The organism is Gemella massiliensis, assembly GCF_900120125.1.
Lineage (GTDB): Bacteria > Bacillota > Bacilli > Staphylococcales > Gemellaceae > Gemella > Gemella massiliensis.
In genome coordinates this window covers 56,442-80,252 of the sequence record NZ_LT635546.1, presented here as the reverse complement: position 1 = coordinate 80,252, position 23,811 = coordinate 56,442, and the positions used below count along the sequence as shown (strand labels likewise).

Annotated in this window: 22 protein-coding genes; 2 read left to right on the top strand and 20 right to left on the bottom strand. The window is 34.8% G+C overall.

Annotation, left to right across the window (positions count from 1 at the left end; translation table 11 throughout):
* Window positions 1-250 precede the first annotated feature (250 nt).
* The 18 genes from BQ7358_RS05360 to thrS all read right to left on the bottom strand — a co-directional run bounded on the left by BQ7358_RS05360 (window position 251) and on the right by thrS (window position 17,843).
* On the bottom strand, window positions 251-1,963 hold the full coding sequence (locus BQ7358_RS05360; protein ID WP_072520301.1) for a DNA topoisomerase 3: 1,713 nt from the start codon (window positions 1,961-1,963) through the stop codon (window positions 251-253).
* 96 nt (window positions 1,964-2,059) lie between these two features.
* Entirely contained in the window at window positions 2,060-2,905 is an 846-nt protein-coding gene (locus BQ7358_RS05355; protein WP_072520300.1) for a CD1107 family mobile element protein, read from the bottom strand.
* Complete coding sequence (locus BQ7358_RS05350; protein WP_072520299.1) at window positions 2,883-3,119, bottom strand: conjugal transfer protein; 237 nt, start codon at window positions 3,117-3,119, stop codon at window positions 2,883-2,885. The genes BQ7358_RS05355 and BQ7358_RS05350 overlap by 23 nt, the downstream gene beginning before the upstream one ends.
* Window positions 3,120-3,136: 17 nt before the next feature.
* Window positions 3,137-5,308 (bottom strand): C40 family peptidase, encoded by a 2,172-nt coding sequence (locus BQ7358_RS05345; RefSeq protein ID WP_072520298.1) that lies wholly within the window; start codon window positions 5,306-5,308, stop codon window positions 3,137-3,139.
* Between the two features lie 4 nt (window positions 5,309-5,312).
* Entirely contained in the window at window positions 5,313-7,739 is a 2,427-nt protein-coding gene (locus BQ7358_RS05340) for a VirB4-like conjugal transfer ATPase, CD1110 family (protein ID WP_072520297.1), read from the bottom strand.
* Window positions 7,651-8,040, bottom strand: a complete 390-nt coding sequence (locus tag BQ7358_RS05335) for a PrgI family protein (protein ID WP_072520296.1) — start codon at window positions 8,038-8,040, stop codon at window positions 7,651-7,653. The genes BQ7358_RS05340 and BQ7358_RS05335 overlap by 89 nt, the downstream gene beginning before the upstream one ends.
* 3 nt (window positions 8,041-8,043) lie before the next feature.
* Window positions 8,044-8,316: a hypothetical protein gene (locus BQ7358_RS05330; RefSeq protein ID WP_021003069.1), complete on the bottom strand. Its 273-nt coding sequence runs from the start codon at window positions 8,314-8,316 to the stop codon at window positions 8,044-8,046.
* A gap of 10 nt (window positions 8,317-8,326) precedes the next feature.
* A complete protein-coding gene (locus BQ7358_RS05325) occupies window positions 8,327-9,190 on the bottom strand; it encodes a VirB6/TrbL-like conjugal transfer protein, CD1112 family (protein ID WP_004634419.1) in 864 nt (287 codons plus the stop codon).
* A gap of 10 nt (window positions 9,191-9,200) precedes the next feature.
* Window positions 9,201-9,416 (bottom strand): Maff2 family mobile element protein, encoded by a 216-nt coding sequence (locus BQ7358_RS05320; protein ID WP_006268811.1) that lies wholly within the window; start codon window positions 9,414-9,416, stop codon window positions 9,201-9,203.
* Window position 9,417: 1 nt separating this feature from the next.
* On the bottom strand, window positions 9,418-9,729 hold the full coding sequence (locus BQ7358_RS05315; protein WP_072520295.1) for a single-stranded DNA-binding protein: 312 nt from the start codon (window positions 9,727-9,729) through the stop codon (window positions 9,418-9,420).
* Between the two features lie 171 nt (window positions 9,730-9,900).
* Window positions 9,901-10,338: a hypothetical protein gene (locus BQ7358_RS05310; RefSeq protein WP_006268878.1), complete on the bottom strand. Its 438-nt coding sequence runs from the start codon at window positions 10,336-10,338 to the stop codon at window positions 9,901-9,903.
* Between the two features lie 63 nt (window positions 10,339-10,401).
* Window positions 10,402-12,036 carry a VirD4-like conjugal transfer protein, CD1115 family gene (locus BQ7358_RS05305; protein ID WP_456071313.1) on the bottom strand — a complete coding sequence of 545 codons (1,635 nt, stop codon included), beginning with the start codon at window positions 12,034-12,036 and terminating at the stop codon, window positions 10,402-10,404.
* Window positions 12,037-12,172: 136 nt separating this feature from the next.
* Window positions 12,173-12,904 (bottom strand): phage antirepressor KilAC domain-containing protein, encoded by a 732-nt coding sequence (locus tag BQ7358_RS05300; RefSeq protein WP_072520293.1) that lies wholly within the window; start codon window positions 12,902-12,904, stop codon window positions 12,173-12,175.
* Entirely contained in the window at window positions 12,901-13,386 is a 486-nt protein-coding gene (locus BQ7358_RS05295; protein ID WP_006268784.1) for a PcfB family protein, read from the bottom strand. Before BQ7358_RS05295 ends, BQ7358_RS05300 begins: the two co-directional genes overlap by 4 nt.
* Before the next feature lie 2 nt (window positions 13,387-13,388).
* Window positions 13,389-14,417, bottom strand: coding sequence for a DUF6017 domain-containing protein (locus BQ7358_RS05290; protein ID WP_072520271.1), 1,029 nt, complete (start codon window positions 14,415-14,417; stop codon window positions 13,389-13,391).
* An 89-nt stretch (window positions 14,418-14,506) separates the two neighbouring features.
* Window positions 14,507-14,791, bottom strand: coding sequence for a CD1845 family protein (locus BQ7358_RS05285; RefSeq protein WP_034910996.1), 285 nt, complete (start codon window positions 14,789-14,791; stop codon window positions 14,507-14,509).
* Between the two features lie 450 nt (window positions 14,792-15,241).
* Window positions 15,242-15,826 carry a peptidylprolyl isomerase gene (locus BQ7358_RS05280; RefSeq protein WP_062174039.1) on the bottom strand — a complete coding sequence of 195 codons (585 nt, stop codon included), beginning with the start codon at window positions 15,824-15,826 and terminating at the stop codon, window positions 15,242-15,244.
* A gap of 73 nt (window positions 15,827-15,899) precedes the next feature.
* Complete coding sequence (gene thrS / locus BQ7358_RS05275; protein ID WP_072520292.1) at window positions 15,900-17,843, bottom strand: threonine--tRNA ligase; 1,944 nt, start codon at window positions 17,841-17,843, stop codon at window positions 15,900-15,902.
* A 422-nt stretch (window positions 17,844-18,265) separates the two neighbouring features.
* Here thrS and BQ7358_RS05270 point away from each other — a divergent pair, with 422 nt between their 5' ends.
* Complete coding sequence (locus BQ7358_RS05270) at window positions 18,266-19,249, top strand: DDE-type integrase/transposase/recombinase (protein ID WP_072520185.1); 984 nt, start codon at window positions 18,266-18,268, stop codon at window positions 19,247-19,249.
* A 300-nt stretch (window positions 19,250-19,549) separates the two neighbouring features.
* Here BQ7358_RS05270 and BQ7358_RS05265 read toward each other — a convergent pair whose 3' ends face one another.
* A complete protein-coding gene (locus BQ7358_RS05265; RefSeq protein WP_072520291.1) occupies window positions 19,550-20,812 on the bottom strand; it encodes a competence/damage-inducible protein A in 1,263 nt (420 codons plus the stop codon).
* A 98-nt stretch (window positions 20,813-20,910) separates the two neighbouring features.
* Window positions 20,911-22,368, bottom strand: a complete 1,458-nt coding sequence (locus tag BQ7358_RS05260) for a DEAD/DEAH box helicase (protein ID WP_072520290.1) — start codon at window positions 22,366-22,368, stop codon at window positions 20,911-20,913.
* Window positions 22,369-22,575: 207 nt separating this feature from the next.
* Here BQ7358_RS05260 and BQ7358_RS05255 point away from each other — a divergent pair, with 207 nt between their 5' ends.
* Window positions 22,576-23,559, top strand: a complete 984-nt coding sequence (locus tag BQ7358_RS05255; protein ID WP_072520188.1) for a DDE-type integrase/transposase/recombinase — start codon at window positions 22,576-22,578, stop codon at window positions 23,557-23,559.
* Window positions 23,560-23,811 lie beyond the last annotated feature (252 nt).

The window sequence follows — 23,811 nt, the reverse complement described above, 5'->3', positions numbered from 1 at the left end:
GTTCACGCCAATAGTCGAACTTGGCACAGGCTGTTGCTTCCGGATTTTTATCATAGATACTTATCTGACTTCTAAAGTCGTATCGTTGATTGTTTCCGACAACCTTTAGGAGCTTCAGGTACTCTGCTTCACTATGCAAAATGTCCTGTTTTACAAGCTCCAAAATGTTATGAAAATCATTGATTCGCATTTTTACCTCCTTTTTCTAATTCCCCCGATTTCGGGGGATTTAATTTCCTATTCATTTTTCCTATTCATTCTTCTGGTGTTCCTCTACCGTATGTTTTATCTGTTCCTCAATCTTTTCTAAAAATTCTTTTTTGGAAGATTTGCCCTGTGCTATTTCAGACAATTCCATTTCCCACTGTGCCGTCATTTCTGCCGATTTAAAGTTATCTGCAACAATCTCTATCAGGCTTTTTCCTTTCGGTGTTGCAATCAGATTCTTCTTATCTCGTTCAATAAATTCTTTGTAAATCAGATTTTCAATAATGCCTGCTCTTGTTGCCGGTGTTCCAAGTCCTTCTCTTTCCACTTCAACACCTTTTTCCAGTGCATCACTACCTGCAAGCTCCATAGCCTTTAGGAGTGTATCCTCTGTAAAGTGTTTAGGAGGTTGACTGTACTTTTCTTTAATCTCTTTCTCCTTTATTTCAAGGACATCTCCCACATTTACCTCCGGCAAAACAGATCCTTCATTCTTCTTAGATTTGTATTCTTTAAGGTATTTTGTAAAGCCCTCCTCTTTAATTACATTGCCGGTACTTGTAAATTCAAAACCGTCAAATTCAGCTACAATTTTAGTAGTATTTTGGGTGAGTGAATAGCCTACACTTGCATGAAACTTATTAGAAATCAGTCGATATACTTTTGCTTCACTTTCAGGAAGTTTGGATATATCTTCACTGAGCGATGATACGGTCGGGATAACCGCATGATGATCCGTAACTTTTTTAGAATTGAATACTATCTTGATACGCTCTGTATCAAAGTCATTTTTCCCTAAAATGTTGTTGACTGTGCTTGTAATCATATCTTCGGTTAAATATCTGCTGTCCGTTCTTGGATAAGTAATCAGCTTCTTCTCGTATAAACTCTGTGCGTAATCAAGGGTTTGTTTTGCACTGTATCCGAAATACTTATTGCACTCTCTTTGCAAGGTTGTAAGGTCAAAGGGCAGATCAGGCTTTATAATTTTCTCTTTCTGAATGACATCCGCAATTTCTATCCTGCCTTCGATTAAGTTTTTAAGCTGTTCTGCCACTTCCAAGCTGTTAATTCGTTCTGTCGAAAGAGTAAAGCCGTCAAGTTCAAGTTCTACCGTATAGTATTTTTCTTTCTTAAAATTTGCTATCTCGTCATCTCTTTTAACAATCATGGAAAGGGTAGGTGTCTGAACTCTCCCAACACTGTAATTTTGCTTATACAGGCAGGAATAAAGCCTGCTGATATTCATCCCGACAAGCCAATCTGCAATTGCTCTTGCCTGTGCCGACTCAAAAAGATTGCCATAGTCTTTTCCGTCTTTTAGATTATCAAAGCCGTCTTTAATTGCAGAATCTTCCATTGATGAAATCCAAAGCCTTTTCATCTTCTTTTTGCAGTTTGCTTGAAGATATACAAGTCTGAAGATTGCTTCTCCCTCCCGTCCTGCATCACAAGCATTGATAACTGTATCAATCTCCTTATCATTCATCAGCTTTTTAAGGGTGTTAAACTGCTTTTTTGTCGCCTTTGCCACTTCGTACTGATACTCGCTTGGAATAATCGGCAAGTCATCAATCTTCCATTTTGCATACTTTTCATCGTAAGCATCGGGATTTGCCATTTGAATTAAATGCCCGACACACCAGCTTACTCTGTATCCGTTACCCCCATAGTATCCGTCTTTTTTATTCTTTGCTCCAATCACTTTGGCAATGGATAGGGCAACACTCGGTTTTTCTGCTATCACAAGTTCCATATCGTTTTTCCTCCTTGTTTTCAGTAAAATGGGGCGAAAGTTGTAGTTCTCTCGCCCTGTGTTATGTTATGAATATTATATGTTTTTCGTGAAGAATTATTCTTCTAATTCATCTTCACTGTCATCTGTTTCTGTTTCATTTTCCATTTCTTCATTGCCTTCCCCTTCCGAAAAGAAATCATCATCTTCCTCTAAGGATTCCAGCTCCTTATCTTCTTTCTTCTTTGCTACCTTAAAATAATATCCTGCTCCCAACGCCCCCAAAGTTACAAGAGCAAGCAGGATATATGTTCCGGTGCTGCTTTTTTCTTCCTTTTTTTCAGACTTTGCTTCTTCCGTTTTCTCTTGTTTTACAGGTTCTTCCTTAACTACTTCTTTCGGTTTTTCCTTTGCTTCAACCATATTTAGTAAATCATCTTCGGAAACTTCGGTAAGGAGCATTACATTTTCTCCCTGTTCATCGTGATTGATGATTAAGTGAAAGGTCTTACCGTTCTTCGTCTTAAAGGTAATAAACTGTCTGGCATCGGCAGAATATTTGTCTGTTTCTTTATTGTCCTTATCACTGTTATGATGAATCGGATAATCTTTGTTTGCATTATCCTTGTTTTCCGTAACGGAAGCCCTTGCTTTTGAGGGAGCGGAAGCCACTCCCTTATTTGTATTTACCTTTTCACTGTTTGAAGCCGCATTATTTTGTTTTAAGTTCTCAGGTTCTTTGGCATTTAACTTATTGGGATAGCGAACTTCTTTTTCTTCTTCCTTTTTAATAACTGTAATTTCCGGTTTTTTCGGTTCTTCCTTTACTGTTTCCTTTGCCGCTTCTTTTTCATCAATTTGTGCATAGGCTACCGATGGGTAAGCTGCTATCATGACCATAACCGCAAGAAATAAAGCTGTCATTAACCTTGTAAATACCTTATTTTTCATAACTGTTCTCATCTGTTTTCTCCTTTTTCATTTCCGTTTGTTCTTTTTTAACCTTTGCCATTAAATCTGTAATCGTGATATTGTTTTTTCTGCAAATGGCAATAATCTCCTCATTTTCAAGTTCTTCTTCACGAATAAATAAAGGCTCCAATTCTTCATCAATCAGAGCCTTCTTGTCCTTTAACTTTTGTATTTTGTTTTTCACTGCTGTAAGTTCTTTTTTCACATTTTACCGTCCTTTCTTTATTTTACTCTGCCGAAGCCGTAGAAATGCTCCCTCCAGTAAGGTGTGTTGATACTGACAAATCGAATCGGATCTCCTGCGTGTATCATCATTCCGTTCCCTGCGTAAATGCCGACATGAGAAATAGGGGAGCCGCTGTCGTAGGTGTTCTTAAAGAAGATAATATCTCCCGCCTTTGCTTCCGATGGAGATACGGGATTGCAGTAAGTTTTGTAAATCCCCCAAGCGGTTGTTCGTGGCATATTCTTGACACCCGAATGAGTAAAACTCCAGCACACAAAGGACGAACAGTCGAAGTTATTCGGCCCGTTCGCCCCAAAAACATATCTCTTTCCGATATGCTTTTCCGCTTCGTTAAACAATGCCTTAACTGTCGCATCATCAAAGGCAATTCCCGGATTTGAAAAGTCGGGATTGTCTACAATCTCCGATAAATTTCCGTTTCCGCTTCCAAAGACAGTTTCCATATTTCCTTTAGACGCAAGCAAGGCTTCATAGTGAAGAACATTATCGGGATACTCTGCAAAGATTTCTCTTACAACACTGTCCATTTCTCTTTTCTTCAGCGTTACTATGAGCTTCTTATACTCATAGGCTTCTTCATGGCTTTCGGTATGCTCATTGCCATCTTCATCGGTATATGTTTCCGTAACTGTCCTGTATCTGATTTCAATTTCTTCCCGATAAGATAAATCATACATCTTTGTAAAAAGGTCATTGATAATGCTTTGAACTTCCTTTGAATCCTTAATTTCTCCACATCTTGAAGTGATATAGGATAAAAGTTCATGGGTGTTATGTCCGATTTCTCCCTCTTTATTTACAATATACTCATCATAGCCGGGATAATTTCCCTCTACGGAATCTATCTCGTCCTGTAGTCCTTCCTCCAATCCCGAAAACTGCTGATTGATTTCATTTAGCACAGTTTGGTCGGAAAGATAGGTTGTGGTTAATACTCCGCTTGTAGAGTTTATCATTCCGGTCATAGATGTGCCTGCAAAGTTGGTAAAGAAAGTCAGTAAAATAATAAGACCTATGACAATCATCATAAGTCCCTTTGCTTTTCGTACAATCATTTCCTTTGAACTCTTTAAGGTGTTAATAACTCCTTCCTTAATCCTGTCCCTAAGCCTTGATTTATTCTGCTTTCTTATAGTATCTTTCATTTGCTTACGCTTTTGAAATCTCTTAAAGGTATCAGCTTTCTTGTACTCATCCGTTTTCTTTAATTCCTCTTTGGCTTCCCGAAACTCCAGCTTTGATTTACGCTTTCGTATCTTGTAATCTTTTTTGCTGAGATCATAGCTTTTCTTAGTCTTTTTCTTATTGGCATAATTTTTTATCCCATGAAGTAATTTTGAGTTTACATCTGCAATCTTTTCTCCTGTTTCCACGCCCTGATTTTCATCACTGCCATGGGAAAGATAATCCCTTACCGTTTCACTTCCTTTTGCAAGTCCTGATAGAGCAGACACCTTTGCGCCCTTATTTTTCAGTGCCTTTTTTTGCTCTTTGGAAAGCCTGTTCTTTTTTTCTTTGTCATAGACAGTTTCTTTACCGGTATTTTTGCTTTCAGCCTTATCTTTAGCATTTTCTTCTTTTGAAGTATTATCCTTACTTCTTGTATAGAGCTTATCTGAATAGTTTTTCTTCTTATACTTTTCCTTTTGAGCCTTATGCTTTTTTGAGAATTTTTCTGTCATATCCTCTTTTATATGAAGATTATCTTCCACATCATAAGCTGATTCAAAATAATCGCTGTCCCTAAAATCATTGTCATACCTGTCGATGATACCGTCATTATCAAGGTCTTTGCCTAAAGGATCGTAGATTCGTCCGTCTTTCACATCGATATTATAGTCTGACTTTATTTCGGCATTTCCTTTGTTGTCATTTCCTTGACTGTTATTTATCTTAACAGATTTTCTATGCCTTGCATTTTTCTTGGAACTTCCCTGAGTAAGCTCATTCTTAGAAATTCTCTTGCTTATCTTTTCGTGTATCTTATCCTGAAATCTGTCTTTGTCATGAATAATCTTTCCTCTGTAATCATCCCCATGCTTTAGCTTACTACTTTCGTCAATATCAAAACTATCTTTCCCTAAAAGTTTTGCTTCTTCCTTTATTTTTTGTCTTTCGGCAAAGTCTTTTTTCAGTTTTTTATTCATAAGCCTACCTCACTTCTTCGGGTTTCGTTGTCATCTTCTTATATAAAATGGTGTCTTTTGGGAACTTGTCGATAAATGGAACTATGGTATTTCCAAAGAACAACAGTCCCTCACCCTCATTGGAGTTGGTAACATATTTAAGCTGTGGTTTGGAGATTTTCAGTTTTCTTGCAAGTATTTCTCTATCTCCCGAAGCCTGATTGAGCATTAAGACAAAGTCCGTATTATCAAAGATGTTTTCTATCTCCTTACTCATGAGTAAGTCTTTGACATTTTGCGTGATACCTGTCGGGATACCTCCCCATTTACGAAATCTTTTCCATATTTCAACGGAATATGATGCAGTCTGCTCATCTTTTAAAAGCAGGTGGAACTCGTCTATATAGTATCTTGTTGCCTTATTTCCTCTATTTAAAGACACCTTATTCCACACCTGATCCTGTATCACAAGCATGCCTATTTTCTTTAACTGACTTCCAAGCTCTTTGATGTCAAAACAAAGCAGTTTCTTATTCAAATCCACATTTGACTGATGGTTAAATACATTAAGAGAGCCTGTTACATAAATCTCCATCTCTGTTGCCAGTTTCTTGCCGACTTTTTCTTCCTGATTTTTAAGCATATCGTATAAATCCTGAAGTATTGGCATATTTTCTTTTATAGGGTTGTCAAAATACTTCTCATAAATCTTAGGCAAGCACCTGTCTATTACAGACTTTTCTTCCGCAGTCAGTCCGCTTCCACCAACTACAAGTTCAAGCATACTCATTATGAAGTTTGCCTTGTCTTTAAGCGGTGCGTCCCCATCTCCGTAGTTCATATTTATATCAAGAGGATTGAGGTAGTCCTTTGACTTACTGCTGACTTTAATGACTTCCCCGTCAAACTGTCTTACAAGATTTCCGTACTCTCCTTCGGGATCGCAGATAATGACATCATCATCAGTTACAATAATAGCATTAGCCATTTCTCTTTTCGCTGAAAATGACTTACCGCTACCCGGTGTACCAAGTATCAAACCGTTCGGATTTTTGAGCCTTTTCCTGTCTGCCATAATCAGATTATGACTGAGGGCATTTAATCCGTAATACAAACTGTTGCTTGAGTTGATGAAAAGTTCTTCCGTTGTAAAGGGCATAAAGACTGCCGTAGATGAGGAAGTAAGTCCTCTGTTAATCTCAAGCTTATTTACTCCAAGAGGAAGCACACTTACAAGTCCCTGTTCCTGTGTGTGGTCAAGCCTTTTTATCTTACAGTTATGCTTATTGGCAATGGAGCTTATCTGTGCAATAGAGTTTTCAAGTTTTTGTATTGTCCTTGCAAAATTCATAAAGACAATGGTTACAACAAACATTCTCTCATCTCTTGTCTGCAAGTCTTTTAACAGGCTTTTTACATCTTCCCCATAGGTGATTAAGTCTGACGGTAAGATGTCCATATCATAACCCGATCTTACCGCCTTCTTATTTTCCTCAATTCGCATCTTATCAATATCGGTATTTTTCCTTTTTACCATCTTAATGGCTTCGCTCTGTTCTATCGCCCTGATATGAAACGAGATATTGATGTTATCATCAATATCTAAAAACTCTGAAAGCATACGGTCTGAAAGCTCACTTGCAAGGATTTGAAAATGGCTTGTTGCTCCGATGAATTTACCGAACTTAAAGTATCTACTCGGTGTAAAGTTGAATTCATCAGGTGTAATATATGTCTTTGTACTTTCTTTTCTTTGCAAGTCCTTATATGAAAAGTAAAATGTCCTACTTGGATTTAATATATCGTGAAGAATCTTTAACCTTTCTTCGCCGGTAAGGCTTTCCGCCCTTACTCCCATATTTTTAAGATTGGATAAGATGTCTATCTCCAGTCTTTCAAGTTTTGAGATTGCCTGCTCCATATTGTCCGCCTCTACTGTAAATGTTACATACTTTGATTTTTTCAGTCCGTTATTTCCCTTTACTATCTGGCTTTTTAGCATTTCTCTAAACTCTAATCGTATATCGTCAAAGCCGTCCTTTTTATCCGGTATTTGTATTGCCGACTGCATTTCTTCATTTCTTCCAAGCTGATTGATATATGAAAGCTCGATACTTACACTCGGATCAAAGGAGTTTAGAAAGTTTGCAAACTGGTTAAAAATCAAGTCCCTATCTTCATCTAAGGCAAGCTGGTAGTTAATGTCCTCAAAGACGATACTTTTATTAAAGTACCTTTCATCTGTTTGGCATATACCGCTTTTTAACATTCTAAGATAGGGAATGGTATCTTCTACGGTATAGCGTTTTTGCTCTTTCTTAAAAATAAGGTCAAGTAGGCTTCCATCTTTTTTAATCTTTCCCTTATTTTGCTTTAAGTCCTTTTTTTGACTTTTCAGTGCCTTTTTGTTTCTTTCTAACTTTATCTGCTGAATTTTTCTTTTGCTGTTCAAGGTAAACCTCCTTTCTCACACGCTTCATAGGCTGATAAAACTTGTGTAAATAGATATGCTTAAAATACTTTTCAAAGGGCAGTCCGTCTTTTTCAAAAAGAGTTGCGAAAAATATAGGAAGCGTTGATACAATAAGAAGTATGACTGCTATATCATTTGGTACAAATTTCCTTGTAAAGATATATACGGGGATTCCTATCAGTCCTGCAACGCTGAATCCTATGAGCTGTCTTTTGGTAAGATTAAAAGCAACTTTTGTTTTAACTTTATTTAAATCTTTTGGGATGGGTACATACGCCATAAGCTACCTCCCATCTTCCTTTATTCTCAAAAGTTCCTCTATATGTCCATATACGCTTGAAACTTCGTCCCTTACTTCTTCGATTTCTCTTTCCATCTCATTATTTTTCTCACTTTGAAACATCAAAATGGAATTGCTGTCTCTTTTGACAGTATCAATCTTTTTCTCCAGTCTGCTTAGTTTTCTCCTGTTTAGTGCAGTAAAAGCTACTGCAAATCCTGCAAGGAAAACTTCCACAGATAAAAAGAGTCTTTCTTTATTTTCTGTTGTTTTCATCTTATCCTCCTTAATGCGAGTTCATCACGCTTTTTGCAAGTGTTCCGCTCTTTAACATCATCAGTCCCAGTAATACGGCATATCCGAGTACCATAAATATGCTCGTGTGTATGTCCGTAAAGTTTATCGTTTTAACCAATACTGCATAAATTCCAAGACAAACCATTAGAATCAATCCCTGAAGCCCTAAAGCAAACAGTCCTTTGATGTAGTTTGTTCCTATCTGCCCCCATTCTTTGTTTCCCATCGTCGCAAAAGGAATGGCTGAAACAGATGAGTACACATAGATTTCAAACATTCTTCCATAAACTACAAGCATAATCACGATGGATATTGCCTGTATTGCAACTTTTACAAGTGAGATTTCAAACAGAATCATTAAAAGCTCACCCAGTCCTTTATCCTTTAGGGCATCCACCATCTGAACAATCTGATCTCCGGAAACGGTGGCAGAGGTGTTGATTACCCCTGCCGCCTTGTTTACCATACTTTGTGCAACATCAAAAACCGCCATTGAAAACTCAAAGGCATGAGATACTAACCATACAGCAATCCACATCTTGATGATGTATTTGAAAAACTCAAAGGTGTCCGTATCGTGCATATTGTTCTTTTGCATGACCATATTGATAAGCTCGATACAAAGGACTGCCGTTATTATTAGCCCTGCTATGGGAATAATAACGGAGTCATTAATATTTTTAATAAAGCTGAATACTTCTCCGTTCCACCCCATAGGTGTCTTTCCTACATCTGCTGCAACGCTGTTTACCTGATTGTTTATGTCAAGAAACATGGACTCTAAGTTTGCCTTGATACCTCCGAGCAGAAGTTCTCTGAAAAATTCTTCTATCTTATCGAAAATACCAAACATAGATTTCTCCTTACTTCAAAAGATTTGCAAGTAGCGGAATAAGCTTTAAGCCTATAAGAACAATACCTCCTCCAGCCATAAGCTGCTTTATACCTTGTGATTTTGCTCCGGGATTGTCATTACCGTACCCTTCCATCAGGTTGATAACTCCCCATGCACCAAGTCCTGCACCTACCGCCATAACTAATATTTTTAATACATCTACCGCCTGTGTAAAAAATTCCATTTTATTCTTCCTCCCTATTTTCTTTCTTCTCAATTTTGTTGTATGACTTTACTACAAAGTTTTTGTAAGTCTTACCGTCTTTTTCACGCTCTTTGAAATATCCAAAGATATGAATGAGATCGCCTTTTTCAAAGTCTTTTGCTGTTTCTGCCTTCTCGCCATAGGCTGCACAGTTGATGTACTCCTTGCCTTTCCCGTATTTTTTTACAAGAGTAAAGTTTGCAACTTCTACTGTTTCCTCATCTTTTTCAAAACTTGAAAAAGTAGGCTCTGCAACCAAGTTGGCATTGATGTTAATCATTTCCTGCTTCATTTGTCTTTATCTCCTTTTTCTTTTCAATAAAAAAACGACTGAAAGTTTTATTTTCCAATCGCTTCACAACCTCGATATTAAATTTTTCCTGCCTGTTAAGTGGGATTTCTTATCCTTATCATCTTTCCTCCTGCTTTTTACATGAAAAAAGCAGCAAATCTATTTTTAGACTTACTGCTTATCATCACTGTTATTTACTTGTTTTTCTTCTTTTATCTTTTCTATCTTCTTCGTGTCTACAAAGTGAGTAGCATACCATTTTTCAATATCTTCAGAACCACTTTTGCTAAACCGTAGTTTAATAACCGGCTTTTTCCCTTGCCCGTTCTTTTTCTTAACCGCCCATTTCTTATATACACAAAACGACGGTTTTAGATTTCCTTTCTTTGCATATACCCTCATTTCATGCAGTATTGTAGACAATTTTTTAAGATTGACCTTGCATACTTTTTCCAAATACAAAACTTTTCCATTTCTCCAAAGTTCATAGTCGGTCTTTGAAAGTATTTCCAAATCCATAAGCACATCTACTGCTGTTGCATATCCTTTTCTTTTTAATTGGTGATACATAGATGAATGAACTTTTCCTATCAGTTCTTTATCGTTCAATAATGTTTCCTCCTTGTGTATTTCTCTTTGATTATTATACCAAATGCAAATAATATCTAACAGCTATAACTTCATAATAACCGTATTCTTATTTAGTTTAGCCTTGCCCCTTCTTTTCATATAGCTTTCTATATCAAACAGGTTCTTTTTATCATAATCCTCAAGTAGCTTATAGTTCTTGTGCTTTGTAATATCAAATTTATCCGATAGGAAAGGGCGAACACCACGAAGTTGAAAGATACATTTACTGCCGTCCATTACTGTTATTTCGTCCTGACTCATCAGCTCTTTCCCCGTCTTTTGATAATTTAATCCGAAACTCTTTTGATTGCTCCTTGTTTCAGAAGTATTATATAGGTCTATGGTTTCCTTACCAAGCGTTTCTGATAGCTCTTTTAGAGTTGTTTTCTCTTTTCCGCCTAAAAATAGGGTACTATCACAATTACCTACAATTGTATCGGCGTTATCCTTGTAGATTGCCTTTAGCTGAGATTGTGCTTGAAGTATTATACTTGCTGAAATCTCTCTACTTCTGATGGTTGCAATCAGCTTCTCAAACTTTGGAATTAAGCCGATATTTGCAAATTCGTCAAGCAGGCATCGCACATGGACAGGAAGCCTGCCACCATATACATCATCCGCTTTATCACATAAAAGATTAAATAACTGCGAGTACATAATGGACACTACAAAGTTAAAAGTATCATCGGTATCGGATATAATAACAAAGAGGGCAGTCTTTCTATCACCAAGAGTATCCAGTTCCAATTCATCTTCTTGCATCAAGTCCCTAAGTTCCTGAATGTCAAATGGAGCAAGCCTTGCACCGCAGCTTATAAGGATAGATTTCGCAGTTTTTCCCGCAGCCAATTTGTACTTCTTATATTGTTTCACCGCAAAATGTGTAGGCTCTTTCTTTTCTAATGCTTCAAAGAGTCTGTCTATCGGATTCATATAGGTTTCATCATCTTCTCTGACTTCTGAAGCGTCTATCATATCAAGGAGAGTAGCGAAGTTCTTTTCTTCCTTTGGAGCTTCATAGAAGATATATCCGATAAGTGCTGTATAGTAGAGTTTCTCGGCTTTTACCCAAAAATCCTCACCTACTTTTTCGCCCTCTCCTTTCGTGTTTGCTATGATTGTCTGCACCAATTTCAGAATGTCTTTCTCAGAACGGATATAGGCAAATGGATTGTATTTCATGCTTTTTTTGAAGTTGATGGTATTTAAAATTTTTATCTCATATCCGTTATCTTCAAGCATTTTGCCACACTCAAGGACTATCGTTCCTTTGGGATCAGTTACACAATAGCTACTGTGCATTTGCATAAGGTTGGGTTTTACAAAAAATCGAGTCTTACCACTTCCTGATCCTCCTATCACAAGTACATTCTTATTTCTTGCATACTTTGGATTTTTAGGTCTGCCGTTCATTGTCAGTCTTTCGGTTTGAGTAAGCAAGATATTGTTTTGAAACTTTTCATCCATATATGGCTCGATATCTTTTTTATTTCCCCATCTTGCCGAGCCGTACTCTCTGCCTTGCCTAAACTTCTTGGCATTCTTTCCTTTGGTATAGACAATAAATTTAATTAAGGCTGCTACTCCAACTCCTACCAGTATATCAATAAGATGTATGCTTGGGATAAAACTCATTGTATTAAGCTCAAGTATTCCTTGAAATATCCTGTCAATCACATCTCCGCCAGTATAGCTTCTCACATGATGAGAAAAGATATTGCCTAAATAGAAAAATGCAAGATAGGGAATGTTCTGCTTTAGAAACTTTGCCTTATCCTGCACCTTGAATAAGCCTTTGATGTCTTTTAATATCTTATTTATCACGAGTCTTTTCACCTCCAATCAAGAGTAAAAGAAAGTGTCTTCCTTTAGGTGTTATAAAGGTTTGAATGCCCACTGCATCATTATCGTTTCTACACCATTCCTTTACTTCAAAATATCCCTTATTGTTCTTAGCATAGGGTAGAAGTCTGTTTTTCTTATCTCTGTAAATGAGTTCCTTCTCTAAGAGGAATTGAATAAATACCTTTTGTGGGATATGAAGCTCTTTTGCTGTGTTTCTAAAGTTGGTTAGCAGATTGTTATTCACCAGTTCATCAAAATACTTGGCTTTCGGCTCTAAATCTTCTATGATTTTTTCTTTTTCAGCAATCAGGTGATTGGCAAGGAGTACCGCATTTGCCAATATTTCTTCATTGCTCATTTTTTCTTGATTTTTGATATATCCTCCATTCTTACGAATACTCGGCAATACCTCTGTGGTGATCCACTTCTTAAATTCCTTTGCCTGTGGTAGCTTTGAAGATAGGATCAGAGAATATAATCCTGACTCGTTGATAGATACCATACTTCTTCTTTGCCTGCCGTCGTGAAACACGACATCAGCTTTATCATCTATATCCACATGTCTTACCAAAGCATCTCTCGTGTTTGAATAGCCAAGCTTTTCAGCTACTTCTTTTCCGATAAAGAAAAACTCACCGTCTTTTTCCATTACAGTGAGTTTCCCGAATTCCATATTTTCAAATGTTATTAAGTTGCTCATAAGCTCTGCTCCTTTTGTTTATTCTTAACTTTATCCTTAGAAACAGTATTTTTTGCCATCTCCTTAAACTTCTCAATATTTTTGTGAATGGACTCTTTCCTCTCAGCCTTTCTTTCTGATGTTGCAAGGGCATTTTTAAAGGCTTTCTCCATCATTTTCATATCTTTGGCTTGGAAAAATACGGAGTATTTGCCTGTTTCTTTATCTTTCATTACCGAAAACTTAACACCATATTTGTTAAGCTCTTTTTTCAGTTCTTTCAGTTCCGCTTCTTCTACCGGTATTTCTTCCAGTTGCCCTTTTTTCGCCATATCCTTGAGCTTGACTTCATTTCCGTTTACTTTAACGAGCTTTTCAAGTCCTCCCAGTTTCTCTGCTTCTTTTATCAGTTTTTTCAACAGATTTAAAAGAAGTTTTCCTGTTACTTTAGCAGCCTTAACTTCAAGGCTTAATGTCTTTCTTGCAATTTCTTCGTTAACCACATTCAATATCCTCCTCTCATATCATAACTTACAAGGGCAGAGTAGTGTGCATCTATCCCGCTTGGTGCATTATATGCTGCTGTTAGGACAAATGCTCTGATATTCCTAATCTTGTATTCATTTTCCTTAATAACATCTGACAAATACTCTAAATGCTCTGATCTAAGTTTTCTAAATCTTTCTTTTACTATATGTGCCGGAAGCTTCGTTTGATTGATTGTAACAAACTCTCTATCATCAAGTATCATAATATCTGCCAGTATCTTTAATATCTCATCAAAGTCTTTAACTATAAATTTATTGCCCAACTCAAGATGTTCATAATAGCCTGTCTGTGTTCTTAACTCATCTAAATATTTCTGATATATATTTTTGTTTTCTATTTCCGCCTCTCCATCCATCCTTTTTCTTGGTTCTGAATACTCGGCATCTATGATGGAATGATGGGTGGAATTATATGATGAAATATCTGTAGTAATCTTTGATGAATTATTTGTAGTAATCTCTGGTAATGGTTGGGGCATATTGCCATTTTGCATTGGCAGATTTTGCTCTGTTGCATCGGTGCAATCTGCACTTGTGCATTGGTGGATTTTGCACTTTTCCATTGGTGCATTTTGCCCTAATGCATTAGGCACAGCTTTTTCTAAGGCTTGTAATTCTTCTTTTTTCTTTTTGTTCTCAATTTCAGCATAAAGTTCCTCCAGCTTTTCGGTATTTATGGTGTACCATTTTGTTTTATCTCTTGGATCTTTATTGTAGTTCCCTACGAGTAGAAAACCTGCCTTTTCCAACTTCGCAAAGGTTCTTTTTACAGTATCGAAACTCATATAGTCAAAATCTTTTTCCTGCCATGCTCTTATTGAGTTATATGTCCAATATCTTCCGTCATAGAAGTTATTGCCGGATTTCTTATTTATTTCTATCCAATAGTTTATTTGTTGTAAGATAAGAGCTTCGTTTAAACCTATTTCCCTTGCCAATGTCTTATTTGCAACGATAGGTTGTTCATCAAATAAATACATACTCATCTAAAAGCTCTCCTTTCCATGATATTTTTCCACTAAAAAAGACGATAGTTTTTATCTATCGCCCTTGGTAACCATTTTTATAAAATTTTTTATATTGATTTTATGGCTTCATTGATTCCTTGTATAAAAGCTATAATTACAGCTCCAATCATCGGTATTCCGTAAGGACTTAGCAGAAATCCGAGTATGAGTGCTTCTATTGCTGCTCTTGTGTTGTGCAACATAAAGAACGAGCCTATTGCCGCAAATACACACATCAGCATTAGCAGATACAGTAACGCTGTTCCTATGCTTAGTAAGAATGTTAAAAATGCAGTAAGAATACTTAACAGCAGGCTGATCGGAAATAAAATTATTTTTAATATCCATCTCATTTATTCTCCACCGCCTTTGCTAATGGAATAACTGACATAATGGCTTGAAATATTCTTTTACATATCATAAAAGCCTCCTTTTCGATATTTTGTTTGATTTTAAAAATAGGGATACAGTGCTGAAAGCTCCTATTTATCAAGCTTTTTCCTCTGTATCCCTATTATATCTCAAGCCCACTTTGTATGCGATAAACTATTATGTTTATTTGCCATAATTAAAATCATCCTTTCTTTATTTTAGTGCTTAAACTACTCTTATTTTATCAAGAAAGGATGATTTTTCAATTGTTTAACTCTTTTCTCGCACCCGCATAGCGGGTGTTTTATTGTTTCGGAGACTTCGCCTCCTCAACTGGCTAAAGCCATTAATTAAAGCGACATTACAAAATTTATTTATAAAAAATTCAATATTTTGTAATGCCGCTTATTTATATAGATTTTTATATTTTATTATTTAACTTCTATATCAAGAATTACAACTTCTTCAACTGGTTTATCTTGTGCTCCAGTTTTTACAGCAGCAATCTTTTCTAATGTTTTTGCTCCTGCAATTAGATGTCCGAATACTGTATGTCGATGATCTAGGTGAGGCGTACCACCTAGTTCGGCATAACCTTTAACAGCTTCTTCCGGCCAACCACCTTTTTCTAGTGCATCTAGTGTTCTAGCATCCAAATGATTATTTTGAACAATAAAAAATTGACTTCCGTTCGTATTTGGTCCGGCATTTGCCATGCTTAACGCCCCATAGAAATGGAAATAGTCCATAGAAAATTCGTCTTCAAAACTATCTCCCCAAATAGATTCTCCTCCCATTCCTGTTCCGGTAGGATCTCCACCTTGAATCATAAAATCTTTAATAATACGATGAAAAATAATTCCGTTATAATAACCATTTTTAGCATGAGTTATAAAGTTTTCTACTGTTTTAGGTATATCTTTTTCAAAAAGTTTAAATGTCATATCTCCATGCGTTGTTTTTATTGTTACTTGAATTTCTCCGTTTAGTATTTCTTTTGTTAATTGTGGTAACATATATTTCCTCCTTATAAGTGTGAAAGGAGAAATATATTCTCCCTCCATCTTTTTTATATTATCTATTCTGATATTATGCGTTTTTTTCAATTAATCTTTCAGTAATTTCTTTTAAGATATTCTCTTTAAAGTCTGCAAGACTTTCTTCTTTTTGATTTTGAGAGCCGAAAATCCTTACATTAACCGCTTTACTTTCTACTTCTTTATCTCCTATAACTAAAGTATACGGAATTTTTTTACTTGCCGCTTCACGAATTTTATAACCCAGTTTTTCGTTTCTATCATCAATAGCAACTTTAACACCTGATTTTTTAAGCTCTAACATGATTTCTTTTGCATAGTCATAATGGTAATCATTATTTACCGGTATAATACGTACCTGATTAGGTGCCAACCATGTTGGTAAATCTCCCTTGTATTCTTCTAATAAGAACGCAACCATACGTTCCATAGTTGACACAATTCCACGATGGATCACTACCGGGCGATGTGCTTTTCCATCTTCTCCGATATATTCCAATTCGAAACGTTCCGGCAACAAGAAATCTAACTGAATGGTAGATAATGTTTCTTGTTTCCCAATTGCAGTTTCTACTTGAACGTCTAATTTTGGCCCGTAAAATGCAGCTTCTCCTTCTGCTTCAACATATTCTAAACCAAGTTCGTCAGCAGTTTCTTTTAACATTTGTTGAGCATTATTCCACATTTCATCATCATTGAAATATTTCTCCGTATTTTCAGGATCTCTATATGATAGACGGTAGCTAAAGTTTTTAATACCTAAATCTTTATATGCTTCTTCGATTAATCCCACTGTTAATTTAAACTCATCTTTAAGTTGATCCGGACGAACAAAAATATGAGCATCATTTAAAGTCATACCACGAACTCGTTGTAACCCGCTTACCGCACCGCTGGCTTCATAACGGTGCATCATTCCCAATTCAGCAATACGAATCGGCAATTCACGGTATGAATGTTTTTCATTTTTATACACCATCATGTGATGCGGGCAATTCATCGGGCGAAGTACCATTGTTTCATGATCCATTTCCATCGGTGGAAACATATCCTCTTGATAATGCTCCCAGTGTCCACTGGTAATGTATAACTCTTTTGAACCCATAATCGGAGTATATACGTGATCATAACCAAGTTCCACTTCTTTATCTACAATGTAACGTTCGATTGTACGGCGTATAGTTGCTCCGTTTGGCAACCATAGCGGCAACCCTGCTCCAACTTTTTGACTTGTTGTAAAAATTCCTAATTCTTTTCCTAATTTTCTGTGATCACGTTCACGTGCTTCTTGTAGTCTTACTAAATGTTGTTCTAAATATTTTTTTGTAAAGTACGCAGTTCCATAGATACGTTGTAACATTTTGTTATCACTGTTACCTCTCCAATATGCCCCTGCTACTGATAACAATTTAAATTCTTTTATTTTGGCTGTTGAACTAACATGTCCTCCACGGCAAAGATCAATAAAATCACCTTGAGTATATACAGTAATTACTTCATCTTCAGGTAAATCGTTAATTAATTCAACTTTATACGGATCTTCTTTGAAAATTTTCAACGCTTCATCACGACTTACTTTACGTCCCTCAATTGCTAAGTTTTCACTAATAATTTTCTTAGCTTCTTTTTCAATATTTTTAAAATCTTCCTCCGTTACTTTATAATCAATATCAAAGTCATAATAGAAACCTCCATCAATAGCCGGTCCAACACCAAAGTGTACATCCTTACCATATAATCTTCTCAACGCTTGCGCAAGGACATGAGCACTTGAATGGCGAAGTACATACAAACTATCTTTATCTTCGTCATCTGCAACGATTAACTTAATATGTCCACTATGCGTAATAGGTTCATTTACTTCTATATATTCATCATCTAATTTTGCTGAGATAACTTTTTTCTTTAAACTTATACTAATACTTTCCGCTATTTCTAACGGTGTTTTATTATCATACTCTCTTTCGCTTCCATCCGGAAAAATTAACTTAACCATTGTTGTATCTCCTTATAACTTTCTTTGCTTAGTATAAAATAAAAATCCCTTCCTAGTCCAAGACTAAGAAGGGACGAACTAATTTCGTGGTACCACCCAATTTTGAAGCAATATACTTCCTCATTAATTGTGATTAAAGCTCACAGCACTTATACCATTACTTTAGGTAGTAACATATAGAACTCATGAGTATTTACAGCTCCATACTCTCTCTGAAATAAGCTCTCTATATATCGTGTCCTAAGCATATTTTTATTTAATAAGTTTATTCTAACACAACAAAATTTTATTTTCAAGTGGTCTTTTAAAAATAATTTGTTAATTTTGTAGTGTTACAATAGATGTGAGACATATAATAAAAAAAAGAAGAGTAAATCCTGTATAATGAAGTTACACCAAATCAAAAAAAGGAATTTACTCTTATGAAAACTATTATAACAGAAAATATAGAAAAAACACAACGATATATACCTCATACTTTACAAACAAGAATAGCTGCAGTTAAAACTTATAGAAATGGTAACTCTATTCGTTTTGTTTGTAGGCGCTATAAAATATCAAAAGCCTCTCTTTTGCGTTGGAATAAAAAATATGACGGTACTAAAGAGTCTCTTATAGATAAGTCTCATAGACCTCATTCCATTCACCCTAACGCCCATACAGTTGAAGAATTGTCTTGGATTAAAAATCTTATTAAACGTAATCCTAATATTTCTATGATTGAATTATATGCTAAACTTAAATTCAACAAAGGTTATAAAAGACATCCTTGTTCTTTATTTAGAGTGCTTAGAAAATTAGGTTTTTATAAAGATACTAAGAAAAAAGTAATTCCTTATAAACCTAAACCCTATAATACACCTACTGAAATTGGTAAAAAATGGCAACTTGATGTGAAATATGTTCCTAAACGTTGTTATGTAGGAGAAATTCCTGATAAATTTTATCAATATACTATCATTGATGAAGCTACTAGGGAAAGATTTATTTTCCCTTTTAAAGAACAATCATCATACTCTACTGTTCAATTTGTTAAAATGGCTATTGATTATTTTGGGTATAAACCCAAGATAATTCAAACTGATAATGGTTTTGAATTTACACATTTTAAAGATACTAAACGAATACACCCTTTTGATGTATTGTGTAATAATCTTGGCATTAAACATCAACTTATTAGACCTAGAACTCCTAGACATAACGGTAAGGTTGAACGTAGTCATAGAAATGATAATGAACGTTTTTACAGGCGTTTATCTTTCTTTTCGTATGATGATCTTATATCTCAGATGAAAAAGTATCTATATCGCTCTAACCGTCTTCCTATGCAGACTTTAAATTGGCTTTCTCCTGTTGAAAAAAGAAAAGAGTTACGGAAAGAGTCTATAAAAATATGCCGGCTTTAATTCCTTGTTAGATAATAGATTTCACAACTTATTTGTCAAGGACAAGGGCTACGCCTTTTTCAAATCCTTGACAAATAAGTTTTAGAAATCTGAAATGTTCTCTAAGGAATTAAAGCTGGCAAATCTAATCAAATAATGTAATTTACGTCGGGGGCTTCATACGGTTTACATAGAAGCTAGCTTCTATGTAATTCTATTATATCCGGTATTTATTTTTTACTTTTTTTGTCTCACATCATTTACAAATGTACAGTCTTTTAAAAATAATTTGTTAATTTTCCTATAATTTTTATCTTAAAACTAAATATGTTCCAAAATAATTTTTCTCACTTCATTTAATGCCTCAATACTTGACCTTGTTCTTATCAATTCTCTACTACCGGTAAATATCTTTTCAAAGACTTTTACTTCACCCTTATAATATACAGCAATATAAACCAATCCGACAGGTTTATTTGTATCATCACTCTTAGGTCCCGCTATTCCCGTAGTAGCAACAGCAACATCACTATTTAATCTTCTTGAAACCCCTATTACCATTTCTTTAGCGGTTTGTTCACTAACTGCCCCAAATTGATTTAATGTTTCTTCCCTAACTCCTAAAGCATGAATTTTAGATTTGTTAGAGTAGCAAACTATTCCTTCCAGTAAAGAAACGGAAATTCCTCCTTTTTCTACCAGCATAGATGAAAGTTGACCGCCTGTTAATGATTCTGCTACAGAGATAGTCAATTTATTTTCTATTAATAAATTAGCAACAACATTATGTAATTCTGTTTGTGTCTCAGAAATATTATCATCACCAATTAGATATATATATTCACCAACTATTTTTTCAATTTCTAAAATTTTATCATTGATTAATTTATCGCATAGTTCAACGGTATCATCACTTGCGGTTACACGCAATAAAACTTCTCCTGTTTTTGCATATAAAGCTAGTGTTGGATTAGTTTGATTATCCATTAAGTGTTTTATCTTCGTTTCCAATAACGACTCACCTATTCCGTAAAATCTAATATATTTAGAAATAAATTTTTTAGAGCTGAAACGTTCTAAATATGGTCGAACGCTTTTTTTAAACATATCTTTCATTTCACGTGGAGGTCCCGGCATTAAAATAATTCGTTTATTTCCTTCTTCTATAATAATTCCCGGGGCTGTTCCGCAAAAATTTTCTAATACTATTGCACCGTTTGGTATCATAGCTTGTTTCTTATTATTATCGGTAATTAAATTTCGACCGGAGCGTGTAAGTCGCTCTAATATTTTTGCCCACGAATATTCATGAAAATAAAAATCACGATTAAAATACTCGGCGGCACATTCCTTTGTAATGTCATCATCGGTAGGACCTAAACCACCCGTTATAATTACAGTATCATTTTCACAAAAGGCTGTGCTTAATGTTTGTAATAAACGATCACGATTATCCCCTACTGTTGTTTGACGATAAACATCTATTCCGAGCGTTGCCAATTCTTTCGATAAATATGCCGTATTGGTATTTACTATATCTCCAAGTAATATTTCAGTCCCTACAGAAACTAATTCTACTCTCATAATTTCTCCTTTCATATCTTGCTATTTTACTATTATTTTTATTTTACACCAAAGACTAATAAAAATAAAGACTGCACCATGTACAATCTTTATTTTTATTATTTATTTTGCATTCTTCTACCTTTTTTATCAAAGAATTTTTTATCATAATTCTTTTCAGTTTTTGGTTTTCTATTTCTGTCTGAACGTGATCTTCTATTATTATTTCTTGAAGAATATTTTTTCTTCTTATCCTGTTTTCGTGGTAACGGTTTTTCAAATGATAACTCAATATCCACTTCTTTTTTATCGTTGATTATTTTACTTAATAAAATAGTTATTATTTTTTCCGCATTACTCTGTGCTAATAATTTATTGGCAAGACTGTTAAACTCAACATGATTTTTATCAATTTCTGAAACTACTTCTGCAAACATTTTATTATATCTGGCATGTTTTACTTCATCGTTTGTATAAGGACGTAGCATTTTCATTCGCTGCCCACGATCGTTTTCAATATCTCTCAAATAAGGCATTTCTATCGGATTTAAAAACGTTATGGCAACTCCGGATTTTCCGGCTCTTCCGGTTCTCCCAATTCTATGAGTATAACTTTCTACATCTTGTGGAATATCAAAATTATACACATGCGTTACATCACTAATATCTATCCCACGTGCAGCAACATCAGTAGCTACTAAAATCTGCAATGAATTATTTTTAAATTTACGTAATATTTCTAAACGTTTAGATTGAGTAATATCACCATGTAACCCTTCCGCTAAATAACCTTTTGTTATTAAAGCACTTGATAATTCATCAACGCGACGTTTTGTTCTTCCAAAAACAATTGCTAAGTTTGGATTTTGAACATCTAAAAAACCTATCAATGCATCCAGTTTTTCGTTTTCTCTTGCAATTGTTGCAAATTCTGTAATATCAGGATTTAAGTCTTCATCACTCATAGTTTTTATTAACTTATACTCTGTCATAAAATCTTTGGACAATTCCATTATTGTTTTAGGCATTGTTGCTGAAAATAACAACGTTTGATGTTTTGTTGTTATCTTTGACAAAATATATCTCACATCATCAATAAATCCCATATTAAGCATTTCATCTGCTTCATCTAAAACTAAATGATTAAGCTTTTCTAATTTTAATGTTCTTCTGTTAATATGATCTATTATTCTACCGGGCGTTCCTACAACTATTTGCGGTCGTCGTTTAAGTTCTTGTATTTGTCTTTCAATACTGGTTCCACCAAAAATTATACTAACTTTCAACCCTTTGTCTTTTGACATAAATCTAAGTTGCTCTCCCACCTGTTGAGCAAGTTCTCTTGTTGGTGCCAATATTAAAGATTGCAATTCGTCCGTTTTTCTCACAATATCCACTATAGGTATTCCGAAAGCTCCTGTTTTACCTGAACCGGTTTGTGCTTGGGCAAGTACATCAATTCCTGAAAAAACATAAGGAATGGTTTCTTTTTGAATACCTGTAGGAGTTGTAAAATTCATATTTGTTAATGAGTTAACTGTTGCTTTACTGACTCCCAATTCTTCAAATGTTGTCATTTAATTCTCCTTTATCATTCTTTACATAATCCTATTTTTATATAACCTAGCTATTATAACATATTTAAAACTGTAAGTACATTATTAAAGTATTATAAACTTAATAAAATGTAGTGTTACAATAGATGTGAGACATATAATAAAAAAAAGAAGAGTAAATCCTGTATAATGAAGTTACCTACAAATCAAAAAAAGGAATTTAGTCTTATGAAAACTATTATAACAGAAAATATAGAAAAAACACAACGATATATACCTCATACTTTACAAACAAGAATAGCTGCAGTTAAAACTTATAGAAATGGTAACTCTATTCGTTTTGTTTGTAGGCGCTATAAAATATCAAAAGCCTCTCTTTTGCGTTGGAATAAAAAATATGACGGTACTAAAGAGTCTCTTATAGATAAGTCTCATAGACCTCATTCCATTCACCCTAACGCCCATACAGTTGAAGAATTGTCTTGGATTAAAAATCTTATTAAACGTAATCCTAATATTTCTATGATTGAATTATATGCTAAACTTAAATTCAACAAAGGTTATAAAAGACATCCTTGTTCTTTATTTAGAGTGCTTAGAAAATTAGGCTTTTATAAAGATACTAAGAAAAAAGTAATTCCTTATAAACCTAAACCTTATGACACACCTACTGAAATTGGTAAAAAATGGCAACTTGATGTGAAATATGTTCCTAAACGTTGTTATGTAGGAGAAATTCCTGATAAATTTTATCAATATACTATTATTGATGAAGCTACTAGGGAAAGATTTATTTTCCCTTTTAAAGAACAATCATCATATTCTACTGTTCAATTTGTTAAAATGGCTATTGATTATTTTGGGTATAAACCCAAGATAATTCAAACTGATAATGGTTTTGAATTTACGCATTTTAAAGATACTAAACGAATACACCCTTTTGATGTATTGTGTAATAATCTTGGCATTAAACATCAACTTATTAGACCTAGAACTCCTAGACATAACGGTAAGGTTGAACGTAGTCATAGAAATGATAATGAACGTTTTTACAGGCATTTATCTTTCTTTTCGTATGATGATCTTATATCTCAGATGAAAAAGTATCTATATCGCTCTAACCGTCTTCCTATGCAGACTTTAAATTGGCTTTCTCCTGTTGAAAAAAGAAAAGAGCTACGGAAAGAGTCTATAAAAATATGCCGGCTTTAATTCCTTGTTAGATAATAGATTTCACAACTTATTTGTCAAGGACAAGGGCTACGCCTTTTTCAAATCCTTGACAAATAAGTTTTAGAAATCTGAAATGTTCTCTAAGGAATTAAAGCTGGCAAATCTAATCAAATAATGTAATTTACGTCGGGGGCTTCATACGGTTTACATAGAAGCTAGCTTCTATGTAATTCTATTATATCCGGTATTTATTTTTTACTTTTTTTGTCTCACATCATTTACAAATGTACA